Consider the following 17,743-nt stretch of genomic DNA (forward strand, 5'->3'; position numbering starts at 1 on the left):
CTTTGTGTACCCTTTCTGTACCTCTGCGGCCGTGCTTCGCACGATCATGAGCGCCCCCAGTCGTCGCGCTCCTGCACGTCATCAAACTAATCGCGCAGAGTGAACACCACCGACAGGTAAGTGACGGGCTGCGTGCCGATCGCCTCGATACCATGCAACGCGGAGGCTTCGAAGAGCAGCGAGTCCCCCGCGCCGAGCTCCACCACCTTCGCCCCATAGCGGTATCGCACCTCGCCCGAGAGCAGGTACAGGAACTTCAGTCCGGGGTGCTGGAAGGTCACGTAAGGCTCGGCCCCCGGCAGCAGCGTCACCAGGTAGGGCTCCACGAACAGGTTGCCCGACAGCAGATGCCCCAGCAACTCGTATCGGTAGTCGGCCACGGCACCGACCCGGTCCACCTGGATCCCGTGCCCCGCCCGCACGTGGCTGAAGTCCGTGCGGCTGGGCTGGTCGCCGAAGAAGCGCGAGATCGGCACGCCCAGGCCGCTGGCGATGCGGTCCAGGGTTTCGACGGAAGCGGAGACCAGCCCGCGCTCGATGCGCGAGAGCATGGAGCGCGAGATGCCGCAGCGCTCGGCGAGCTCGCCCCCCGAGGCGCCTGCGGCCATGCGCAGGGCGCGCACCTGGCTCCCGAGCAGGGAGGCGGGCCTGCTGCGCGCGGGCGGCCCCTCGCGCAGCGGCTGGATGCGCGTCACCGATGCCGGCAGCCGCAGGGGTCGGGCGGTTGGGAACGGCGATGAGATCTGTGCACGGGTCACGTTAATCTCGCTCCTGGAGCGCAGTCGAACTGCGCGCTATCGATCTTGCTGGTGCCACGCAACGTGGACCGCGCCGCACTGGTTGCCTGCTCGCGAATCCCATACGGACAGTCTTATTAACTCGCCATATACTTTGTAGCTCTATCCCATTCTATATGGGGGAATTGGGTGGTGCCAAGTCGCCGTGCTCCCCCTGTTCCGCCTCCGAACTTCCCTCGTGCGTTTCGCGCTGCGCGGGTGGCTGTGGGGATCTCGCAAGAGGCGTTTGACACGGTGTCGTCGCGGACGTATGTCAGCATCTTGGAGAGAGGCGTGAATGTTCCGACGCTCACGAAGATCGATGCCCTGGTTCGTGTGTTGGGTCTGCATCCCTTGACAGTGCTCACGCTGGCCTACGCAAATTCGCCTTCGACCAACGACGTGAGCAAGGTCCTTGAGCTGGTAGCAGACGAAGTTGCAAGCCTTCATCTGGACAAGTTCTCCGAAGCCTCATTGCCGAGAGGAAGAACGCGCACGAAGACCTGAGCGAATCGAGCGAGGACAGCCGGCATCGAGCCGGCCACGCCCCTGGCAGGCGCTGCGGGGTGAATGGCCTTTGGCCATCTCAACATAACGGCCTGTTGCCCTCGTTGCGGCCAGTCGCTCGCAGGGCTCGCTTGGTGGCCTGCACGGCTTCGCGCCCTCGCGGGTGAAGGCAACCGCCGTTATGTCTTGCGCCCCTTCGCGCCTGCAAGTCCATTCCAGCGAGCTCGTGCCAGGCACGAGCTCAAGGTTTCTGGTCAGGCGCTGCGCGCGGATGAAGGGCAGGGCGACGAAGGACCGAGGCCCTCGGGCGTCGCCCTCGCGCTCCTCGTCGATCTCTTCGTCGGCCTCGCGCGCCAGCGCCTCCAGGAACGCGCTGGCGGCGTTGTGCGGGTCGGGTTGAGGCTCGCCCACGTCCAGCGCCATCTGCTGGCTCCTGAGGCGCCGCTTGGCGCCCGGGTGCGTCATCGCATGCACCTGCTGCAGCTTCCGGATCGCCACCTGCGTGTAGATCTGCGTGGTGGAGAGCTCGACGTGCCCGAGCATGGCCTGGATGAAGCGCAGGTCGGCAACACGACACGCGCACAGCTCAAAAACAAGAAAGCCGGCAGCATCGCTGCCGGCGCCTCGGGATCGGCGATGAACTCAGCGCGTCACGGCACGTTCGAAGCGTGCACCGCGAACGGCTTGAACGGCAGGGCCAGCTTGCCAGCGTACTCGCCAGTGGATGCCAGCGTGGGGCAGACACCGGGCGCGGAACAGAAGTTGGTGTCGGGGTAGATCAGGTCACCGAACCGGTAGTTGTCGATGCTCTGGCCGCTGTAGTTCGCCACGCTGACGATATTGCCCCGCGTGGAGTAGTTGTCGGACATCGTCACCATGATCGGGTCGACGCGCGAGTCCTCCATGGTGCGCAGGATGGTGCCGCTGTTGCCGTCGTCGGCAAACTTGAGCCAACCCCACTTGCGATTGGCCCGATCGGTGAAGATCAGCATCGTGTTGATGGCATCGTCCTGGCTCGGGTAGTCCTTGGCCGCGGCGAGGTGCGAGATGTTGCTGCCCAGGCCCGTCACCACGCCGACTTCTGCGATCTCGGCGGGCGTGCCGACGGCCGGCTTGGGGCCCTGCACGTACTGCCCCAGCGAGTACATATGCACCTTGCCGTTCTCGGTGGCGACCCAGGCGCGTGGATAGCGCGGCACGGTCTTCCAGTACGGGCTGTCCGGCGAGATGCGCTCGCGGTCGTCCTTGCTCCAGTAGCTGTAGGTCGAGGTCGTCAGGATGCTTGTGGGCTTGTCGGCCAGCGTGATCGTCTTGACGATCGTAGGCGTGGCCTGTGGGCGATCTGCCAGCAGGTAGGGCCACTGGTTGGCGGCGAGCCCGACGTTCTGCGTTTCCAGGTTGCTCGCAGCGCTGCCCAGGTACATGTCATTCGTGTACTTGAAGAGCGGGCCGAGGTCGAGAAAGGCCAGGGTCTTCTCCGACTTCGAGGCCACCACCGCCACGCCGCCCTTGGCGTACTTCTCGTAGTACTCGCCGCCCGGCAGCAGCTTCGCCCGGTTGTCGGCCATCGGCGAGGCTTCCTTTGCCATGCCCGACAAGCCACCGTTGCCGGTGTACACGACAGCCGCATACGGGTGCATGCCGGTCGTCACCTTGATGGATGTCGGGGCCTTCATGTTGGCGGGCAGATCGACGTAGCCGAGCACCTTCATGAAGATGTAGTTGCCCTGGTTGAAGAAGCCGGGGTGGACCATGTCCATCCAGTCGTGCCACCAGTCGTACTTGGGACCATTGAGCGTACAGCCCTGGCAGCTGCCACCGAGCGAGATCACAGCGACCTGGCCCTTGTGGCCGATGGTGTCCCACACGGTGACGAAGGCGAACTCGCCGCCCCCGGTCACGGAAATGGCGGTCGGCACCTTGCCGATGGCCAGCTTGACGCTGGCACGGTTCTGCGCGGTGAACGTGCCGACGGTGAAGATCGTTGCCGGCTTCGTCGGGCTGCCCTGTGTCGCAATCAGCGAGAGGCGCGTCGAGGGGCTGTCCGCGGCGTTCTCGCCGCGATCTTCGACGATGGGCAGGTCTGCCGGGTCGTTCGGCGACAGCACGCCTGCGGCGTAGTAGTCATCGATCGACGTGGGCAGTATTCGCCGGTCTTGCCACAGCAACTGCGGGCGCTGCATGAAGGTCACCCGGTCGGTCGCCTGCGACTGGAACCACGCCACCGAGTTCGACAACGAGCTCCCACTGGCGGGCGTGCCGATCGCTGCGCCATGGATGCTCACGTACAGGTTGCTCGCGAAGGTGTTTTCCGCACCGAGCTGGTAGTAAAGATCATTGCCTGGGCCGTGGTTGATCGCGGCCACGTCGGCCCGCAGAGGAAGCGTGTTGACGCCGGTCCTGGCCGCCGCCGGCCCGAATCGGTACGCCACGCCCTCGGACTGGCCGAACTTGTAGGCGATGTTGTCGTAGGCATTCGCAACGATGGCGCCGGAACTGTCCACCACGTCGCCGGCGATGGGTAAAGGCGCGGGAGCGGGCGCAGGTGCAGGCGCAGGACCGGCCGACACACATGATTTCGCCGTCATGAACGCGGGATCGCCACCAAAGAACGTGTTCGTGCACGCTGCTGTTCCAGTGACCGACTGGGTGATCCAGCGCGAGTCGGCGCCGTACTTCACCAATGTGGGGGCGGGCACGGTGAATGAGGAACCTTCCTCGGCGAGCCAGGTTCCCGCGGCAGGGGCGGTGGGAGGGGGCGGAGCAGGCGGGGTTTGCACATAGCACGCCTTCGCCACGTACTCCAGCGGGTCGCGGCCGAAGGTTGCGTTGTTGCAGACCACGGTGCCGGCGAGCATCTTGCTCGTCCAGGCCGAATTCGCGCCGTATTGCACCTCCGTCAACGAGGCCAGGTTGAACGCCTGGCCTTCGTTGGCGACCTCGACCCAACTTGAGTCGAGCTTGCTGAGCTCTGCCTCCTTGTCTGCGGCGGGCTCGACTGCCGATGCAGCCGTCGATGCAGGCGGCGAGGCCGTCGACGCATCGGTGCTTTGAGGGAGAGCGAAGCTGCCGCCTGGGCCGCTTCCGCCCCCACCGCAGCCCGCGAGTGCACCTGCTGCAACAAAAAGCAGAAGCGCGCTTTTGTTGATCTTTTTCACACTGAATCTCCTGGTCAACCTGTGGACGAGAAAAAAGAAGTCCCCTGCGCCTCCAAAGGGCGCAAAGAAATGGGTAAAGAAACTGCTGGAACGGGAGGGGCTGATCGCCGCGTGGGCTAGAGGGATGTGGCACGTTGTCCGTGCTCGACCCTGTACGTGGTGTGGGGCCTGAGGCCGCCGGACATCGAACCCAACTGGACCGCGGCGACAGCCTTATCGTTCTTCAAGAGAACGCCCACGTGTCGCCTTTCCTCTTCGCGGTGCCACTGCGATTCGATCGTCAGAGCTGCAACCGATTTGTCATCGGTTCTTTTGAGTACTTAGGTAAGCTGCATGCGCTGCGCGTCGTCGCCGCAGTCCGCTGCGACAGAAGCCTTCATAGTGTTGCTTTCTATTGTTTCAATAGATATCTGGACTGGTGTTATTGTCGGCTCACCGATCTCTTTTGCGCCAAATCAAAGGCTCAAAGACAGGCACAACTTCACGTCGTGGCCGCGCGATATCGAATAGCGGCTCTATGACGCCATTCGAATTAACAACTTAGTTCGAAGACGTTGCGGCTCTTCCACGCGATCAACGAATACTTAATTCAGATTAAGTTGAAAGAACTAGAGTCTTGAAAGAATGCGATCAATTCAAGGTGAACCGCCCAAGGCTGGCCGAGTCGATTCATCGACTTGAATCCTGGAAGACCAGGGAAGCGATGGACGTGGACGCTGGAGCGCCTCCTCTAGAAGGAGGGTTCCCAGTCAACGCGAGTTGAACCACGCTCGCGACCAGTCCGGGGGTGGTCGCGCAAGCCGCTCAACGAGAAGCAATGGCCGAGGAGAAAAAGATGGGACCCTGCATGTGCCGTTATTGGTGCCGTACGCTCGCCAGGATCCGTGCCGATGACGTGGAGCACGTCCGCCTCGACGATCTGGCCGCGTACTACCGTGCCTGGGGCATCGATCTTTCGTTCCCGCAGGGGCTTGATTTCGACCACGACCCGACGGACGCCCGCCGAAGTGGATGAGCTGCGGCAGTAGTACCAGGCACCCCTCACAAACGCAGGTGTGCCGGCGTTGGTGGTCCTGGCGGCCGACTGCAGCGACGGTGCGCATGTCAATGGCAAGCTGCAGGACACGCAAGGGCGCGGCATCTGCGCAATCTTCACCCAATCGAACCGATATGCACGGCGACGCCCAAGAGCGGTTCGAGATCGTGGCGCACGGATCGGGCACATGCTCAGCCTGATCCCGGTGTGCGCTCGACCAATGGCGACAAGCCCAGGAAAGCCTCGACGCGAGCTCGCAAGCCCAAGATCCGGAACCGCTGGGCGTATGCGAACTACCTCAAGAAGAAACGCGACGCGACGCGTAAAGGGAAATGAATGCAGACCAGTACAAGAGCGAGAACTATGTGAGGGCGGAGAGCAAGTCCGCCGAACGCCAGCCCCACCCACCCCCCTCTCTTCTCTCTCCTCTCTTCGGGCCAGCACGAGGCGAAGCGAGGCGGGCCAGCAGTCTTGAGGCTGCGCCCGCGACCGGCCGCGTGCCGGAGGAAGGATTCGACGCGCTCGGCGCCGGGCGTCCGCGTCCACCTGGTCGGCGATGCGCCGCACCCTGGTGGCGCAGGCCAGCAGGCGCTGCCGTTCCTTATGACTCAGCACCACGCCGTGCCCGAGGTTGCCGGCAGCCACCGCGACCACCATCGCGTCCTCGCGCAGCAGCGCGAGTGCGTCGCGTGCCGGCAGCCCGCAAGGGCGCCGAAGCTCCCGGCACCTCGCATCGGCGCACCGGACGACCACGAGGCACTACATTTCCCGGGTGTCTACCGCCGCTCCCACCTTGTTCGACTACGCTCGCTTCGCCGAGGATCTGAAACGCCGCATCGACGGTGCGCGGCTTTCGGCCGCGCGCGCCGTCAACCGCGAGCTGGTGGCTCTGTACTGGGACATCGGGCAAGCCATCCGCGAACAGCAGGCACGCCGGGGATGGGGCGACGCGGTGGTCGATCGGCTGGCGCGCGATCTCAAGGCGTCCTTCCCCGGGACGACTGGCTTTTCAGCGGCGAGCCTCTGGCGCATGCGCCAGTTTCACGAGACCTACACCGCGTCGGAGTTTCTCGCACAGCTTGTGCGAGAAAGAGAGCGCGCTACCAAACGCATCCAAGGTCCCAAGGCGCTGACGGCCGTCGACCATCGTCAACTCGCACAGGCGGTGCGAGAAATGGTGGAGGCGGTGCCCTGGGGCCACCATGTCAACCTGCTCTCCAAGCTCGACGATGCTGCGCAGCGGCTCTTCTACCTGAAGGCCACCGCGCGCTTCGGCTGGAGCCGCAACGTGCTGCTCAACCAGATCAAGGCGCAGGCCTACGAGCGGTCGTTGGCCCAAGGCAAGGTGCACAACTTCGCGCTGGCGCTACCCGAGCATTTTGCCGAGCAGGCCGAGGAGGCGCTCAAGAGCAGCTACAACCTGGAATTCCTTGGCATCCGGCGCGAGATCAAAGAGCGCGAGCTGGAGGACCACCTGATCGACAAGCTGCGCGACTTTATCCTCGAGCTGGGCTACGGCTTCTGCTTCGTCGGGCGCCAGTATCGACTCTCGCTCGGGCGCAAGGAGTACTTCATCGACCTGCTCTTCTATCACCGCTTCCTCAAGGCGCTGGTGGCGATCGAACTGAAGATCGGGCCCTTCGAGCCGGAGTTCGCCGGCAAGATGGATTTCTATCTCAACCTCCTCAACGAGAAGGAGCGCGCGCCGGACGATGCGCCATCCATCGGGATCATCCTGTGCGCCGAGAAGGACAACCTCGAAGTGGAGTTCGCACTGAAGAGCAAGTCGAACCCGATCGGCGTGGCCGAGTACCACCTCCAGGGCAAGCTGCCGGCCGAGATGAAGGGAAAGCTGCCCTCCGCGCGCCAGCTTCAGGAAGTAGTGCGGGCCGTCTACCCCCGATTGGGTTGAGCCGCAAACGCAACGCAAGCACGCGTGAACCCATTTGGATCGACTGGGGATTCGGGTCCACGATGAATGATGTCGCGGCACACAAGGTCACGGGCAGCGCCGGCCAGTCGAATCGCTAGGCGCCCTTCAATCGTCGCGCCTCCGGAGCAAGAACCTATCGTTCAGCCCGGCCGCGCAGCGGGACGCATCCGCGCAGACTCAGGATCTCTCGCGTTGCCAGCACACCTCCTCTCGAGCGGGCGGCGCAACTGAAGCAGCACGGCGAACACATCGGGCGCTATCGATGAATGCCCCGGCGATGGCAAGAAACTGGGAATCGATCGAAGCGGTGAGAGACGCAGCAGCTCGCGTCCGCATTTGATCTTGGATGGGACAGACCCTGCTGGTAGAGAGATCACCGACCGTACCAAGCGCCAAGGCGCACTCATCCCTGCGGCGCCTTCTCTCGAGTCCCCAGCAAGCTTTCCAACATGGACATCTCGAACGATCCTCCAGTTTGGTCGAGATGCGTCGCTTTCAGCCGGATCGCGTAAAGGCTCGCACGCATCACCCTCCAACTGGGGCTCCCCACGCCTCGCGTGCAATGTCGACAGGATTTCGCGTGCCACGGGTGGCATACAGCTCAAGGGCAAGGTCGGCGGTCTGCTCCAGGTCGGCGCATCCTTCTGCAAGCCGTTGCCACTCGGCGACGAACGCGCGTTGCCATTCCTGGGTATGTTTGGGGCGCGCGGCAGGCCCGCACGTCAGCGGCTCTGATTGCCAGTTCATGTTTCCTCCTTCATTCAGGCGCAGCGGTTTAGAAAGGGCGCCCGCGAGCACGCGCCCTCCGCTTCAATTCATCGTAGTCGCCCATCAGCCGATCGAATGAAGGTGACGGCCTCGGTCGTCACCAGCTGTGAACTTTGTAGCAGCGCACAGAGCCAGCCCCACAGGGACGAGATGCGAGGAGGCAACGCTCGATGGGAGTTTTTCACATCCTTACAGCCTTTGTGGTCCGTGGGCAGCACCCCTGGGTGGACAGCTCAGGTCTTCGTCAGGGTTGGGCACTAGTATGGCCAGGCAGTGCCTCCGGGGGCATCGCATCGACCACTGCGCTCAAGCCAGCACTTCAGCTGGCAGCTCCCTCGTAGATGAACAAGAACACACGCGGCACGATCGAGATGACCACTGCCATGGTGATCTCTGGAACCCTCGGCTGGTTCGTTCTGCGCTCTGGACAGCCGATCATCGATCTGCTGTTCTGGCGCTGCGTGTTCGGCGCGGCCGCCCTGCTGGTCGTCTGCACGGCCATGGGCATGCTGCGCGGCAAACTCTCGATTCGCCTGTTCTGCTGGGCAGCGTTGGGAGGGGCGGCCATCGTCCTCAACTGGCTGCTGATCTTCGCTTCGTTCTCACGGGCATCGATCTCGATCGCGACCGCGGTCTACAACACGCAGCCCTTCATGCTGGTCGCGCTGAGCGCGCTCTTCTTTGGCGAACGCCTGACCGCGACCAAACTGACGTGGCTGGGCGTTGCCTTTGTCGGGGTGCTTCTGGTCGTCCAGGCGAAACCCGAGGCCAGCTACACCGGCACCGCGTATGTCTCCGGTGTCCTCATGGCACTCGGCGCGGCCTTCTTCTATGCGGTGGCCGCCATCATCACGAAGAAGCTCAGCGGCACGCCGCCGCACATGATTGCGCTCGCCCAGGTGTGCGTGGGCATCTTGATGATCGCGCCCTTTGCCAATCTCTCGGCGCTCACCGCCGATGGCCGGGTGTGGGGAAGCTATATCGTCATGGGCGTGGTCTACACCGGACTGGTGTTCGTGCTGCTCTACGGCGCGATACAGAAGCTGCCGACGCACGTGGCGGGCGCGCTGTCTTTCGTCTACCCCATCGTCGCGATCGGCGTGGACATGGTGGCCTTCGACCATCGACTGGAGCTGGTGCAAGGGGTCGGCGCCGGCGCGATCCTGACGGCCGCGGCGGGACTGAATCTCGGGTGGTCGCTCAAGAGATCGAAAGCGCCGGCCGTCGAGTGAGGTAGGCCCCGCCGCGGATCTGGGGCCGACGGCAGGAGCGGGGCAACGCATCGTCGATGGCCCGGGAGGCGGCCGTACGCCAGGATGAAGAACCCCCAGCGGTTCGCCAGGCCGCCCCACGGCGATTGCGGCTCACTCTTCTCACGAGGACATCGCAGTCGAGCCGAGGGACGGCATCTCCCTGGCCAGGATGAATTCGAAGGCGGCGCCGGCATGCCGTGCCGCAGTAAAGATCGCCGTGCGATCGTTCTTCAGCACCTGCAGCCAGCTGTCCAGGTAGGCGGCATGCCCTTCGATGGTCGCGTCGACCAGGCCGCAGTGCCCCATCACGAACGCGCAGCCGAGTTCGGCCACCAGTTCCTCGAACGCATAGGCCGCGTCGCCGAACCGTTTCCCGAACTGCCGATTCAGCCGGCTCGGATGTCCGGTCCAGTGAACCAATTCATGCAGCGAGGTGGCGCAGCACGCTTCGGAGCTGGTGAAGCGGCTCGGCCACGGCAGGCGGATCTCGTCGAGCTCCGGCAGGTACATCGCGCGCTCGAAGCCGTGCCGGATCGTCGCATTGCAGCCGCCGAGCAGGCGCAACGCACCCTCCACCGGCCCCCGTGGCGATTTCACGGGATCAACGCAAAGCTCAACGACATCCGACGGCAACCCGTCGATCTGCGCGACGTTGAAGACCCAGAATGGCCTGGCCAGCAGCGCGCCACCGCGCGGCGCTTGCTCCGCCCTGCCCTCTTCCTCGCCGTCCTGAATCGACGCAGCGCCATCTGCATCCGACCCCTTGCGTGCCTTGCGTTCGAAGTGCGCACACATCACCGCGCGCTCGCCCTTGCGAACCTGCGCGCCCATGCTCGATGCCTGCTTGTAGGTCAGCCAGACATTCGACGCATACCCGTGCTCGATCGCCGCGTCCCAGAGCAGCAGCACATTGGCGCCGTGATAGGGCTCGCCGGTCTTGCCGTTGCGCGGCACGCCGCGCGAGGCCGCCCGCGTCCAGCGCGCCCGGAACACATTGCCACCCTTCTCGAGCATGGCCACGATGCGGTCGGTGATGACTTGCCGCACGTCCATGCGTGCGCCGTTGCGACCCGCCGAGTTCCTCTCTTCATCAGCACCTGCTTGGGGTGAGTCCTCGGGGGGTACGGGGGGAACGCCCGTGGCTGTTGGGTTGTCCGCATGGCGCCGACGGGTGGATCGAGTGGCATGCATGGCTGGGCCTTTCTGCGGGTGTGCCGCGGTGGTTGAACATCTGCTTTCGGAGCCGCCTCAACGCATGAAGAGCGAGCGCAAGGGCCGATGTCCAGGGAGCGCCCGGAGGCCGCAGCCGAGGCGCTGGCCGAGGACCGGGTGAGGACGGTGGCGAAGCCCGAAGCCCTGGACAGCGGCTCGGGCGAGCTATGCGTCGGTCAAGAGGCGGCTTCGAAGGCAGATGCACCGCGGCACACCACGCCGGCACGGCGCATCCACGAGCCCATCGGCGCGCGCGAGCGGCCAGCAGGCCGCACCTCCTGCGCGCAGGCGCAGAGGCACGCGGAAGAGAGACTGAGATTGCCTGCGTGGCAAGTGGCCGCGCTCCAGCGGCGACTCATGTGCAAGGCCTCGAAGCCGCGTCATGCGGCGAGCCAGAAGAAAAAAGGGCCGAAGCCCCTGCCGCTACATCAACCCGCGCTGTGCGAGCGAACTCGCCTGGGTTCCGGCGATGACCAAATGATCGAGCACGCGAACGTCGAGCAGAGCGAGCGAGGCCTCAAGCGCCTTCGTCAGCGCTTCATCCGCACGCGACGGCTCGGCCGCACCGCTTGGATGGTTGTGCGCCACGATCAGGGCGGCCGCGTTGTGATGAAGGGCCCTGCGCGCGATCTCGCGAGGGTACACGCTGGTCTGGGCGATCGTGCCGCGAAAGAGATCTTCGATCGCGATCAGCCGATGCTGCGCGTCGAGGTACATGACCACGAAGCTCTCGTACGGCTGCCCGGCAAAGTGCAGCTTCAGGAAATCGCCCACCGCCGCCGGCGAGTCGAACACCGGCGCGGCCGCCATCTCCTCGGCCAGCAGTTCCTGCGCCAGCGCCAGGCTGGTCGCCAGGCGCCGGCAACCGGGCAGCGACGAGTCGCGCGCGAAGGCGGCCAGCTTGTGCAGCGAACGGCCATGAGCTTCGTACAGCGCCTCGGCCTCTGCACCAAGAATGGGGCGCAAGGCATCGACGATGCGGCGTTGCTCGGCGGTGAGATCGAGTGATGCGGTCATGGTGAGCTCCTGTGGGTGACACAGGCGGGATTGCCTGCGTGACCCCGCTCCACCCCGCCGCAGCGCAGCGCTCAAGGCCGCCGCAGGCGCGCGGCACGCGCCGAGCACGCGAAGCGCGCGCAGGGCCTTGAACGCGAGAACGGTGGGGTACGCTGAGGGCACACAGGCAAGCCCTCCCCCACCCTCACCAACCCCCGGGACGCAACCGCTCCCAATCCCGCGCCAGGGATGCGCAAGGCGGGCCGAGAGGCACGTCCCCGTAAGGGGATGAGCGCGACCGCGCGAACCTGGAACAGCCCGGCACCGGCGTGCACGGTGGGCGCCCAGCCTTCAACTCAATCGATTCGCGGCATCTCTTTGCGGTCGCGACGACATCGGCCATGGCTGTTCGCCCAAAGCCTCCGGCAGGGAATCTTCACCGCGCACGAATCGACCGATGCGGGGGACTTTCGGGCCTTGGTCAAGGAGAACGGGGCGCATCTCCCGCGCCGGCGACATAGATGTTCGCTGGGCGCTCTACGGCTGTCTGTGGCTATCTGTGTAGGTAGGCTGCAAAAGGACGCCAGTCTTCGAGAGCGCGCTCATTTGCTCTTGACTTTGTACGGTACAATACCGTACAGTGCAGGGGAAAGAGAGGTCTGCCATGTCCCGCGATACCCCCCGAACCGAGCGTGTCGAAGCGCGCATTGCACCTGACGTGCTGGCCGTGGTCCGACGCGCCGCAGAGATCGAAGGACGAAGCATCAGCGACTTTCTCGTCGGGGCCGCGCAAGAAGCCGCGCGCCGTACGATCGAGCAGACGCAGATCATCCGCCTGTCGATGGAAGAACAGCAGCGCTTTGCCTCACTGCTGCTTGATCCCCCTGCGCTTTCTCCTGCGATGGCACGCGCGGCCAAGGCGCACAAGAAACTGATCGCCTCCTCGCGGTGACAGCTCCGTTCCGCATAGAGGCGCTGGCGCCGGAGCATGACCGCGCCGGCTTTGCCTGCGGGAGCGATCCGCTCGACAAGTATTTGAGAGAGCAAGCGTCGCAGGACATACGTCGCCGCACCAGTGCCTGCTACGTCGCCATCGACAACCAGACGGATGCGGTCGCGGGGTATTACACCCTGGCCGCAGGCAGCGTTCCTCTCACAGGCCTTTCCGAGGCGATGGCGAAGAAACTGCCGCGCTATCCCCTCGTTCCTGTGGCACGCATTGGCCGTCTCGCAGTGAGTGTGGCGTTTCAGAGGAGGCAGCTTGGAGCAGCACTGCTGTGGGATGCAGGGCTGCGCGCAATGCAGTCGGGCATGGGCGTCTTCGCGTTGGTTGTCGATGCCAAAGATGAGGTTGCAGCCGCGTTTTACGAGCATCACGGATTCACTGCATTCAGCGGCAACCCACTGACCTTCATCCTTCCGATCGCGACCCTCGCAAACAAGCACTGAACACGCCACGCGACTTCCAGGTCAAGCTTGTCGCGCCGTGTCACTGCCTGATTCGCCAAGCTTCGGTCAGAATCATTGCGCTTGCCGCGAATGTTGAGGGGGAACCTATGCCTCGTGAATCCAGTTTGACCGACGAGCTGCGGCTGCTATTGCATTCGCGCCGTACGGCCGCCCTAGGCACTGTGGGTGATGACGGAGCGCCGTTTGTTTCCATGATCCCGTTCGCGGTGGAGCCATCTCTTGGATGCCTGATCATTCATGTCAGCGACTTGGCCGCCCATACGCGCTACCTTCGAGACAGGCCCAAGGTATCTGTGCTTGTCATGCAGCACGAGCAGCCTGGTGAGCCGGTGCACGCGCTTCCACGCGCGACTCTGGGGGGCGACGCCGACGTGCTGGAGAGCAACGGGCCGGAGTGGGAGCTGTGCCGAGCCGCATACTTGGCGCGCTTTCCTGAGGCAGAGCCCATGACGCAGCTGAGCGATTTCCGGTTTGTCGCAGTTCATGTCAATCACGGCCGCCAGATCTCAGGGTTCGCAGCGGCGCGTGACGTTGGCGAGGAAGAGCTCAAACGCGCCTTGCGCGCCGAGGCGTGACGCAATGCATAGGTGCGATCGGCCAGACAGCGGTCAGCGCCCGCCTCTGGCCCGGCTTCGGCAGGTCAGAGCCACATCTGTGCTGAATGTCCGGATGTGGCCATGCGGGTTCGAAGAACATCCGGGTCTTGGCGGACATCAGGGCAGTGAGATTGACGCCATCAGCAAATGATGAGATCCGTATGCCCGAAGCCCTTGGAATAATCGAGCACGGAAATGACCGAGGGCGTGACGCGGAACAGGCGAACCTCGTCCGGGCTCGGCATCTTCATCGGCAGAGGCCCCGCCTCAGGGTATTTCAGAGGTAGCAGGCGCAAGACTTTCTCCGCTTCGGCCCGATCATCCACCGCATGCGCACGTGCAGCCATCGACAAGCCGGTGATCGCCATCAAATCCGCCGTGTCGTGGTCGATCGTCAGCGAGAGTCGATCATCTCGCGCCAGGTTTTTTGCCTTCTGACTGTCCAGCCCGCAGAGAAAGTACAGCGTCAGGCCTTCGTTCACGTAGCCGACAGTCGTTGCCTGCGGCCAGCCATCCGGGCGCAGCGTCGCAACCGTCATGATTCGATGTTGATCCAACAGCGCCAGGACCTTCCGTCTGATCTCGTCGTCCATGAGTCGCCTCCACAATCGTCAAAAGGGACCGTCCCATTCTGGGCTTGTTTGGCGACTCGGCCTTGATCTTGATCAAGGGCTGACCGCATCGGGTTGCGAATGCGCGCCTTGGCGGGGTAACCGTGACTGGCTACCTCTCAGTCGACTTCTCAGTCGAACTCTCAGTCGACTCTTGCCGTCGGTCGCGACTGGCTGCTTCTGGCCGCCCCCGATTGCTGAAGTTGGCAGTATTCGCGTCGGTGATCCGCTCCCGGCTGCAGCGCGGACGATCCAAAAGGCATCGAGCGCCGGACGGTGCGATACGGCACTCAGACCGTCACCGCCTTCATATCGCGCGCCACGCGTCGAGGCAGCGAGCGGCAAGTGCGGTGACCCCGTAAGGTTCGTCTGCATCGAAGGCAAACCCAAACTGGGGGAAATGAGAAAGCCTGCCTTCCCGAACGCAGACGGATCGGTGGTTCGGACGAAGGATGCAAGCGCAGTGAATGGCACGGACAGATTGCCGATATGGACCACCGGAGCTTGCATGGTGATCTCTTCCAGCCTGCCGCAGTCCTGGAAACGAAAGACGACCGAGTCGTAGTCGAGTTCATTGAGCCCGACTTGGTTTCGGTGCGTTCTCGCGGGATTGCCTCGCATCTTCACGATCTGTTCTCTCGTGGCCGAGAACGGTACTTCATCGACGCAGACGAACGGATCCAGCTTCATTTGTTCGCCCAGTATGGAGGCGAGAAGTGCCTGAGATCATACGGATGAACGCTCAGGCTTCGGGCCGTCCTCGTCACGGATTCGACCAGACCCCGCGTGGTCGGCCGGTGCGTTGTCGACGCAGTATGTCAAGCGTTGTCGGTCAACAAATCGACGCGCGGCATTTCAGTGGCTGGCATGGGTGATGGATCGTGATCCGAGGTCGGGAATGGCGCCACCACCAGCCTGCCCCATCGCTCTCGCCGATGCTCACGCTCGATTGCAGGTTGTGCAGCCCCCGCAACGAGCCGATACGGTTCCTGGGTGCGGTGCGCTGCGTGTCAGCCGCGCCAGTTCGCGCTGCGTGCGGCGCGCATCTTCGTCCTCATGTGGAGTCACGCATCCCGTGCCTTCAGCGCAGCCCTTCGGGATTCTTGGAGACATCGCTCGACGATCACTTGGTCTGCGAACTCATGCCGAGCGACTCCCGAGTCACGGGGTTCCCCCACCAGGCTTACCTCTTCATCGCGAAGCCATGCAGTAGCAGCAGCAGGCGATTGGGCTTCGGACATATCCCCTTTGTCTGATGCGCCACGGCCCGCGGTACGTCACGATGCGCGTCGGGGAGTTGGAGGTGGCGTGGGCGTCCCTCGGCGGAAATCGCCAAGCTGCGAACTGGAGGAGTGATCATGGTCGGAGACCGGCTGGCCGCTGCGCAGCGGGGTATCGCGCTCGCCGAGGTCATCGAGACTGCGCCCATTGCGCCAGCAAGCGGGAAACGAGTTGCGCGCGCCGCGAAGGCGGTGGGTCGTGTCGGCGCGCCGGCGCCAACACGGGCCGGGCGAGCGCCGTCAAGGGGCGCCGCCGGCGCGTTCACCGGCCCGTTTCTGTCACCGTCCTCTTTGACGAGGGCCGAGCGGCTGAAGCTCGTCGACGGTGTCGAGCGCGTCATCGAAGGTGTGTTCGCGCACCTGCCGCTCAAGCGCGCGCGCTACGGCGTCGACCCGGTGCAGCGGCTGCGCATCCTGCGCACGCAGGTCGACCAGTTGTCGAGCGACGAATTCCACATCGAGCTGGCCGACGTGGTGACGCGACTGCGCGATGCGCACACGCGCTACGCCGGCCCGGCGAGCCTGTCGACCAAGGTCGCGGCCCTGCCTTTCCTGGTCGAGATGTTCGGCCCTGCCGCCTCTCCGACTTACGTCGTCACCCGCGTCGCCGCCGGACTGGACGCGGCCTTCAAGCCAGGTGTGGTGCTGGAGTTCTGGAACGGCGTGCCGATCGACAAGGCCGTGCGCCGACACGCTGACGAGGAGGTCGGCGGACGCACCGACAGCCAGCGCGCCTGGTCGGTCCAGAGCCTGACCCTGCGCTCGCTGCAGTACGGCCCGCCGCCCGACGAATACTGGGTCGTGGTCGGCTACCGCAGCAGCGCGGCCGACGGCGCTGCGACGGGTTCGCCCCGCGAGATCAAGATACCCTGGCGCGTCGTCGACCCGGGCGAGATCGACGAGATGCTGCCGAGCGGACCTACCGGCCGCGCGGCCACGCGCCTGCGGCACACGCGCGCGGTCGATCCGGCGGCAGCGATCGCGCGCCGCGCCAAGATGCTGCTCTTCGCGCCCGGCGCGTTGACCGGCGAGCAGGCCAGTGCGCAGCCGACACCGAAGTCGTCGTCCGGTCGCAAGGCGCCGACCGCCAAGGTCATCGCGACCGAGCTCACGGGCACGCTCAAGGCCACGTCGCTGGCCCAGCCGGACGGAGCCATCGCCTACTTGCGCATCTACGGCTTCGACGTCCCGCCGGAGGACTTCATCCCCGAGCTACAACGGCTCATCCCTCTGCTGCCGGACAACGGGCTCATCATCGACGTGCGCGGCAACCCGGGCGGCTACATCCTGGCGGCGGAATCGGCACTGCAGCTCTTCACGCCCAAGCCGATCCAGCCGACGCGCTTCTCGATCCTGTGCACCGCCTTCACGCGCACGCTCGCCGCACTGCCGGGCATGGAAGGAGAGCTCGGGCCGTGGAAGGAGTCGCTCGAAGCGGCGGTGCGCAACGGCGAGCTGTATTCGCAGCCGCTGCCCATCACGAGCTTCGCGGAGTGCAACGCGATCGGCCAGCAGTACGGCGGGCCGGTCGTTCTCGTGGCTGACTCAACCACCTACTCCTCCGGCGATCTGTTCAGCGCGGGCTTCGTGGACAACGGCATCGGCCCCTTCGTCTGCGTCGGCGAGGCCACCGGTGCCGGCGGCGCGAACGTCTGGGACTACGAGGATCTGCGCCCGCTGATGGCCGGCACCGACTTCGAGCTGCCGACGCTGCCCGACGGCATCGGCATGTCCTTCGCGTTCCGTCGCGCGACCCGCGCGGGCCCGTCGGAAGGCCTGCCGATCGAGGACGTCGGCATCGGCGGCACGCCGTACGCGATGACGCGCGACGACCTGCTTGCCGGCAACCCGGACCTGCTGGCCCATTGCTTCGAGCTCCTCAAGCAGCAGCGCCGAAGCAGCCTGATCGTCGAGGCGAGCAAGACCGCGCGCGAGATCACCGTGCGGCACGCCGGGCTGACGCGGCTGGACGTGCTCTTCGACGGCCATCCGGGCAGCAGCCTTGCCCTGCGCGCGCGAGCGCCGGTGGTCGTGCCGTACCCGGCCGGCACCAAGGTGGTCGAACTGTTCGGCTTCGGCGGCGAGGAACTGCTGCAGAAGCGGCGCGTGGACGCACGCCGCTGACACGGCTCACACAACAACAAGGA

At 64.7% G+C, this 17,743-nt stretch carries 16 protein-coding genes; 8 read left to right on the forward strand and 8 right to left on the reverse strand.

Features of this window, described 5'->3' with window-relative positions; genetic code table 11:
• Window positions 1-86: 86 nt before the first annotated feature.
• Complete coding sequence (locus tag ACSQ86_RS29645) at window positions 87-623, reverse strand: helix-turn-helix domain-containing protein (RefSeq protein WP_436307770.1); 537 nt, start codon at window positions 621-623, stop codon at window positions 87-89.
• A 372-nt stretch (window positions 624-995) separates the two neighbouring features.
• Here ACSQ86_RS29645 and ACSQ86_RS29650 point away from each other — a divergent pair, with 372 nt between their 5' ends.
• On the forward strand, window positions 996-1,283 hold the full coding sequence (locus ACSQ86_RS29650; RefSeq protein ID WP_436310326.1) for a helix-turn-helix domain-containing protein: 288 nt from the start codon (window positions 996-998) through the stop codon (window positions 1,281-1,283).
• Here ACSQ86_RS29650 and ACSQ86_RS29655 read toward each other — a convergent pair.
• Together ACSQ86_RS29655 and ACSQ86_RS29660 are read right to left on the reverse strand one after the other, a co-directional pair.
• Window positions 1,248-1,826: a hypothetical protein gene (locus ACSQ86_RS29655; RefSeq protein ID WP_436310327.1), complete on the reverse strand. Its 579-nt coding sequence runs from the start codon at window positions 1,824-1,826 to the stop codon at window positions 1,248-1,250. The genes ACSQ86_RS29650 and ACSQ86_RS29655 overlap by 36 nt on opposite strands.
• A gap of 107 nt (window positions 1,827-1,933) precedes the next feature.
• The gene (locus ACSQ86_RS29660; RefSeq protein ID WP_436310328.1) at window positions 1,934-4,441 is read right to left on the reverse strand and encodes a hypothetical protein; all 2,508 of its coding nucleotides are present in this window, start codon (window positions 4,439-4,441) and stop codon (window positions 1,934-1,936) included.
• An 817-nt stretch (window positions 4,442-5,258) separates the two neighbouring features.
• On the opposite strand from ACSQ86_RS29660, the gene ACSQ86_RS29665 reads away from it, so the two are divergent.
• Complete coding sequence (locus tag ACSQ86_RS29665; protein WP_436310329.1) at window positions 5,259-5,456, forward strand: hypothetical protein; 198 nt, start codon at window positions 5,259-5,261, stop codon at window positions 5,454-5,456.
• An 814-nt stretch (window positions 5,457-6,270) separates the two neighbouring features.
• The gene (locus ACSQ86_RS29670; protein ID WP_436307542.1) at window positions 6,271-7,389 is read left to right on the forward strand and encodes a PDDEXK nuclease domain-containing protein; all 1,119 of its coding nucleotides are present in this window, start codon (window positions 6,271-6,273) and stop codon (window positions 7,387-7,389) included.
• Window positions 7,390-7,935: 546 nt separating this feature from the next.
• On the opposite strand, the gene ACSQ86_RS29675 is transcribed toward ACSQ86_RS29670, so the two are convergent.
• On the reverse strand, window positions 7,936-8,157 hold the full coding sequence (locus ACSQ86_RS29675; RefSeq protein ID WP_436294294.1) for a hypothetical protein: 222 nt from the start codon (window positions 8,155-8,157) through the stop codon (window positions 7,936-7,938).
• 362 nt (window positions 8,158-8,519) lie between these two features.
• Here ACSQ86_RS29675 and ACSQ86_RS29680 point away from each other — a divergent pair, with 362 nt between their 5' ends.
• Window positions 8,520-9,410 carry a DMT family transporter gene (locus tag ACSQ86_RS29680; protein ID WP_436307541.1) on the forward strand — a complete coding sequence of 297 codons (891 nt, stop codon included), beginning with the start codon at window positions 8,520-8,522 and terminating at the stop codon, window positions 9,408-9,410.
• A 141-nt stretch (window positions 9,411-9,551) separates the two neighbouring features.
• Here the strand turns inward: ACSQ86_RS29680 and ACSQ86_RS29685 are convergent, their stop codons facing one another.
• The gene (locus tag ACSQ86_RS29685; protein ID WP_436310330.1) at window positions 9,552-10,622 is read right to left on the reverse strand and encodes an ArdC family protein; all 1,071 of its coding nucleotides are present in this window, start codon (window positions 10,620-10,622) and stop codon (window positions 9,552-9,554) included.
• Window positions 10,623-11,066: 444 nt separating this feature from the next.
• Window positions 11,067-11,660, reverse strand: a complete 594-nt coding sequence (locus ACSQ86_RS29690; protein WP_436307539.1) for a JAB domain-containing protein — start codon at window positions 11,658-11,660, stop codon at window positions 11,067-11,069.
• A 643-nt stretch (window positions 11,661-12,303) separates the two neighbouring features.
• Here ACSQ86_RS29690 and ACSQ86_RS29695 point away from each other — a divergent pair.
• From ACSQ86_RS29695 to ACSQ86_RS29705, 3 genes are all read left to right on the forward strand, one after another.
• Window positions 12,304-12,591, forward strand: coding sequence for a DUF1778 domain-containing protein (locus tag ACSQ86_RS29695; protein WP_093110575.1), 288 nt, complete (start codon window positions 12,304-12,306; stop codon window positions 12,589-12,591).
• The gene (locus ACSQ86_RS29700) at window positions 12,588-13,088 is read left to right on the forward strand and encodes a GNAT family N-acetyltransferase (protein ID WP_436310331.1); all 501 of its coding nucleotides are present in this window, start codon (window positions 12,588-12,590) and stop codon (window positions 13,086-13,088) included. The genes ACSQ86_RS29695 and ACSQ86_RS29700 overlap by 4 nt, the downstream gene beginning before the upstream one ends.
• A 125-nt stretch (window positions 13,089-13,213) precedes the next feature.
• On the forward strand, window positions 13,214-13,684 hold the full coding sequence (locus ACSQ86_RS29705; RefSeq protein WP_436310332.1) for a HugZ family protein: 471 nt from the start codon (window positions 13,214-13,216) through the stop codon (window positions 13,682-13,684).
• 161 nt (window positions 13,685-13,845) lie between these two features.
• On the opposite strand, the gene ACSQ86_RS29710 is transcribed toward ACSQ86_RS29705, so the two are convergent.
• Window positions 13,846-14,298 carry a pyridoxamine 5'-phosphate oxidase family protein gene (locus ACSQ86_RS29710; protein WP_436307536.1) on the reverse strand — a complete coding sequence of 151 codons (453 nt, stop codon included), beginning with the start codon at window positions 14,296-14,298 and terminating at the stop codon, window positions 13,846-13,848.
• Between the two features lie 72 nt (window positions 14,299-14,370).
• Window positions 14,371-15,006, reverse strand: coding sequence for a hypothetical protein (locus tag ACSQ86_RS29715; protein ID WP_436310333.1), 636 nt, complete (start codon window positions 15,004-15,006; stop codon window positions 14,371-14,373).
• Window positions 15,007-15,674: 668 nt separating this feature from the next.
• On the opposite strand from ACSQ86_RS29715, the gene ACSQ86_RS29720 reads away from it, so the two are divergent.
• Window positions 15,675-17,720, forward strand: a complete 2,046-nt coding sequence (locus ACSQ86_RS29720; protein ID WP_436307535.1) for a S41 family peptidase — start codon at window positions 15,675-15,677, stop codon at window positions 17,718-17,720.
• The last annotated feature ends 23 nt before the right edge of the window (window positions 17,721-17,743 follow it).

The organism is Variovorax sp. LjRoot130 (assembly GCF_964253755.1).
GTDB lineage: Bacteria > Pseudomonadota > Gammaproteobacteria > Burkholderiales > Burkholderiaceae_C > Variovorax.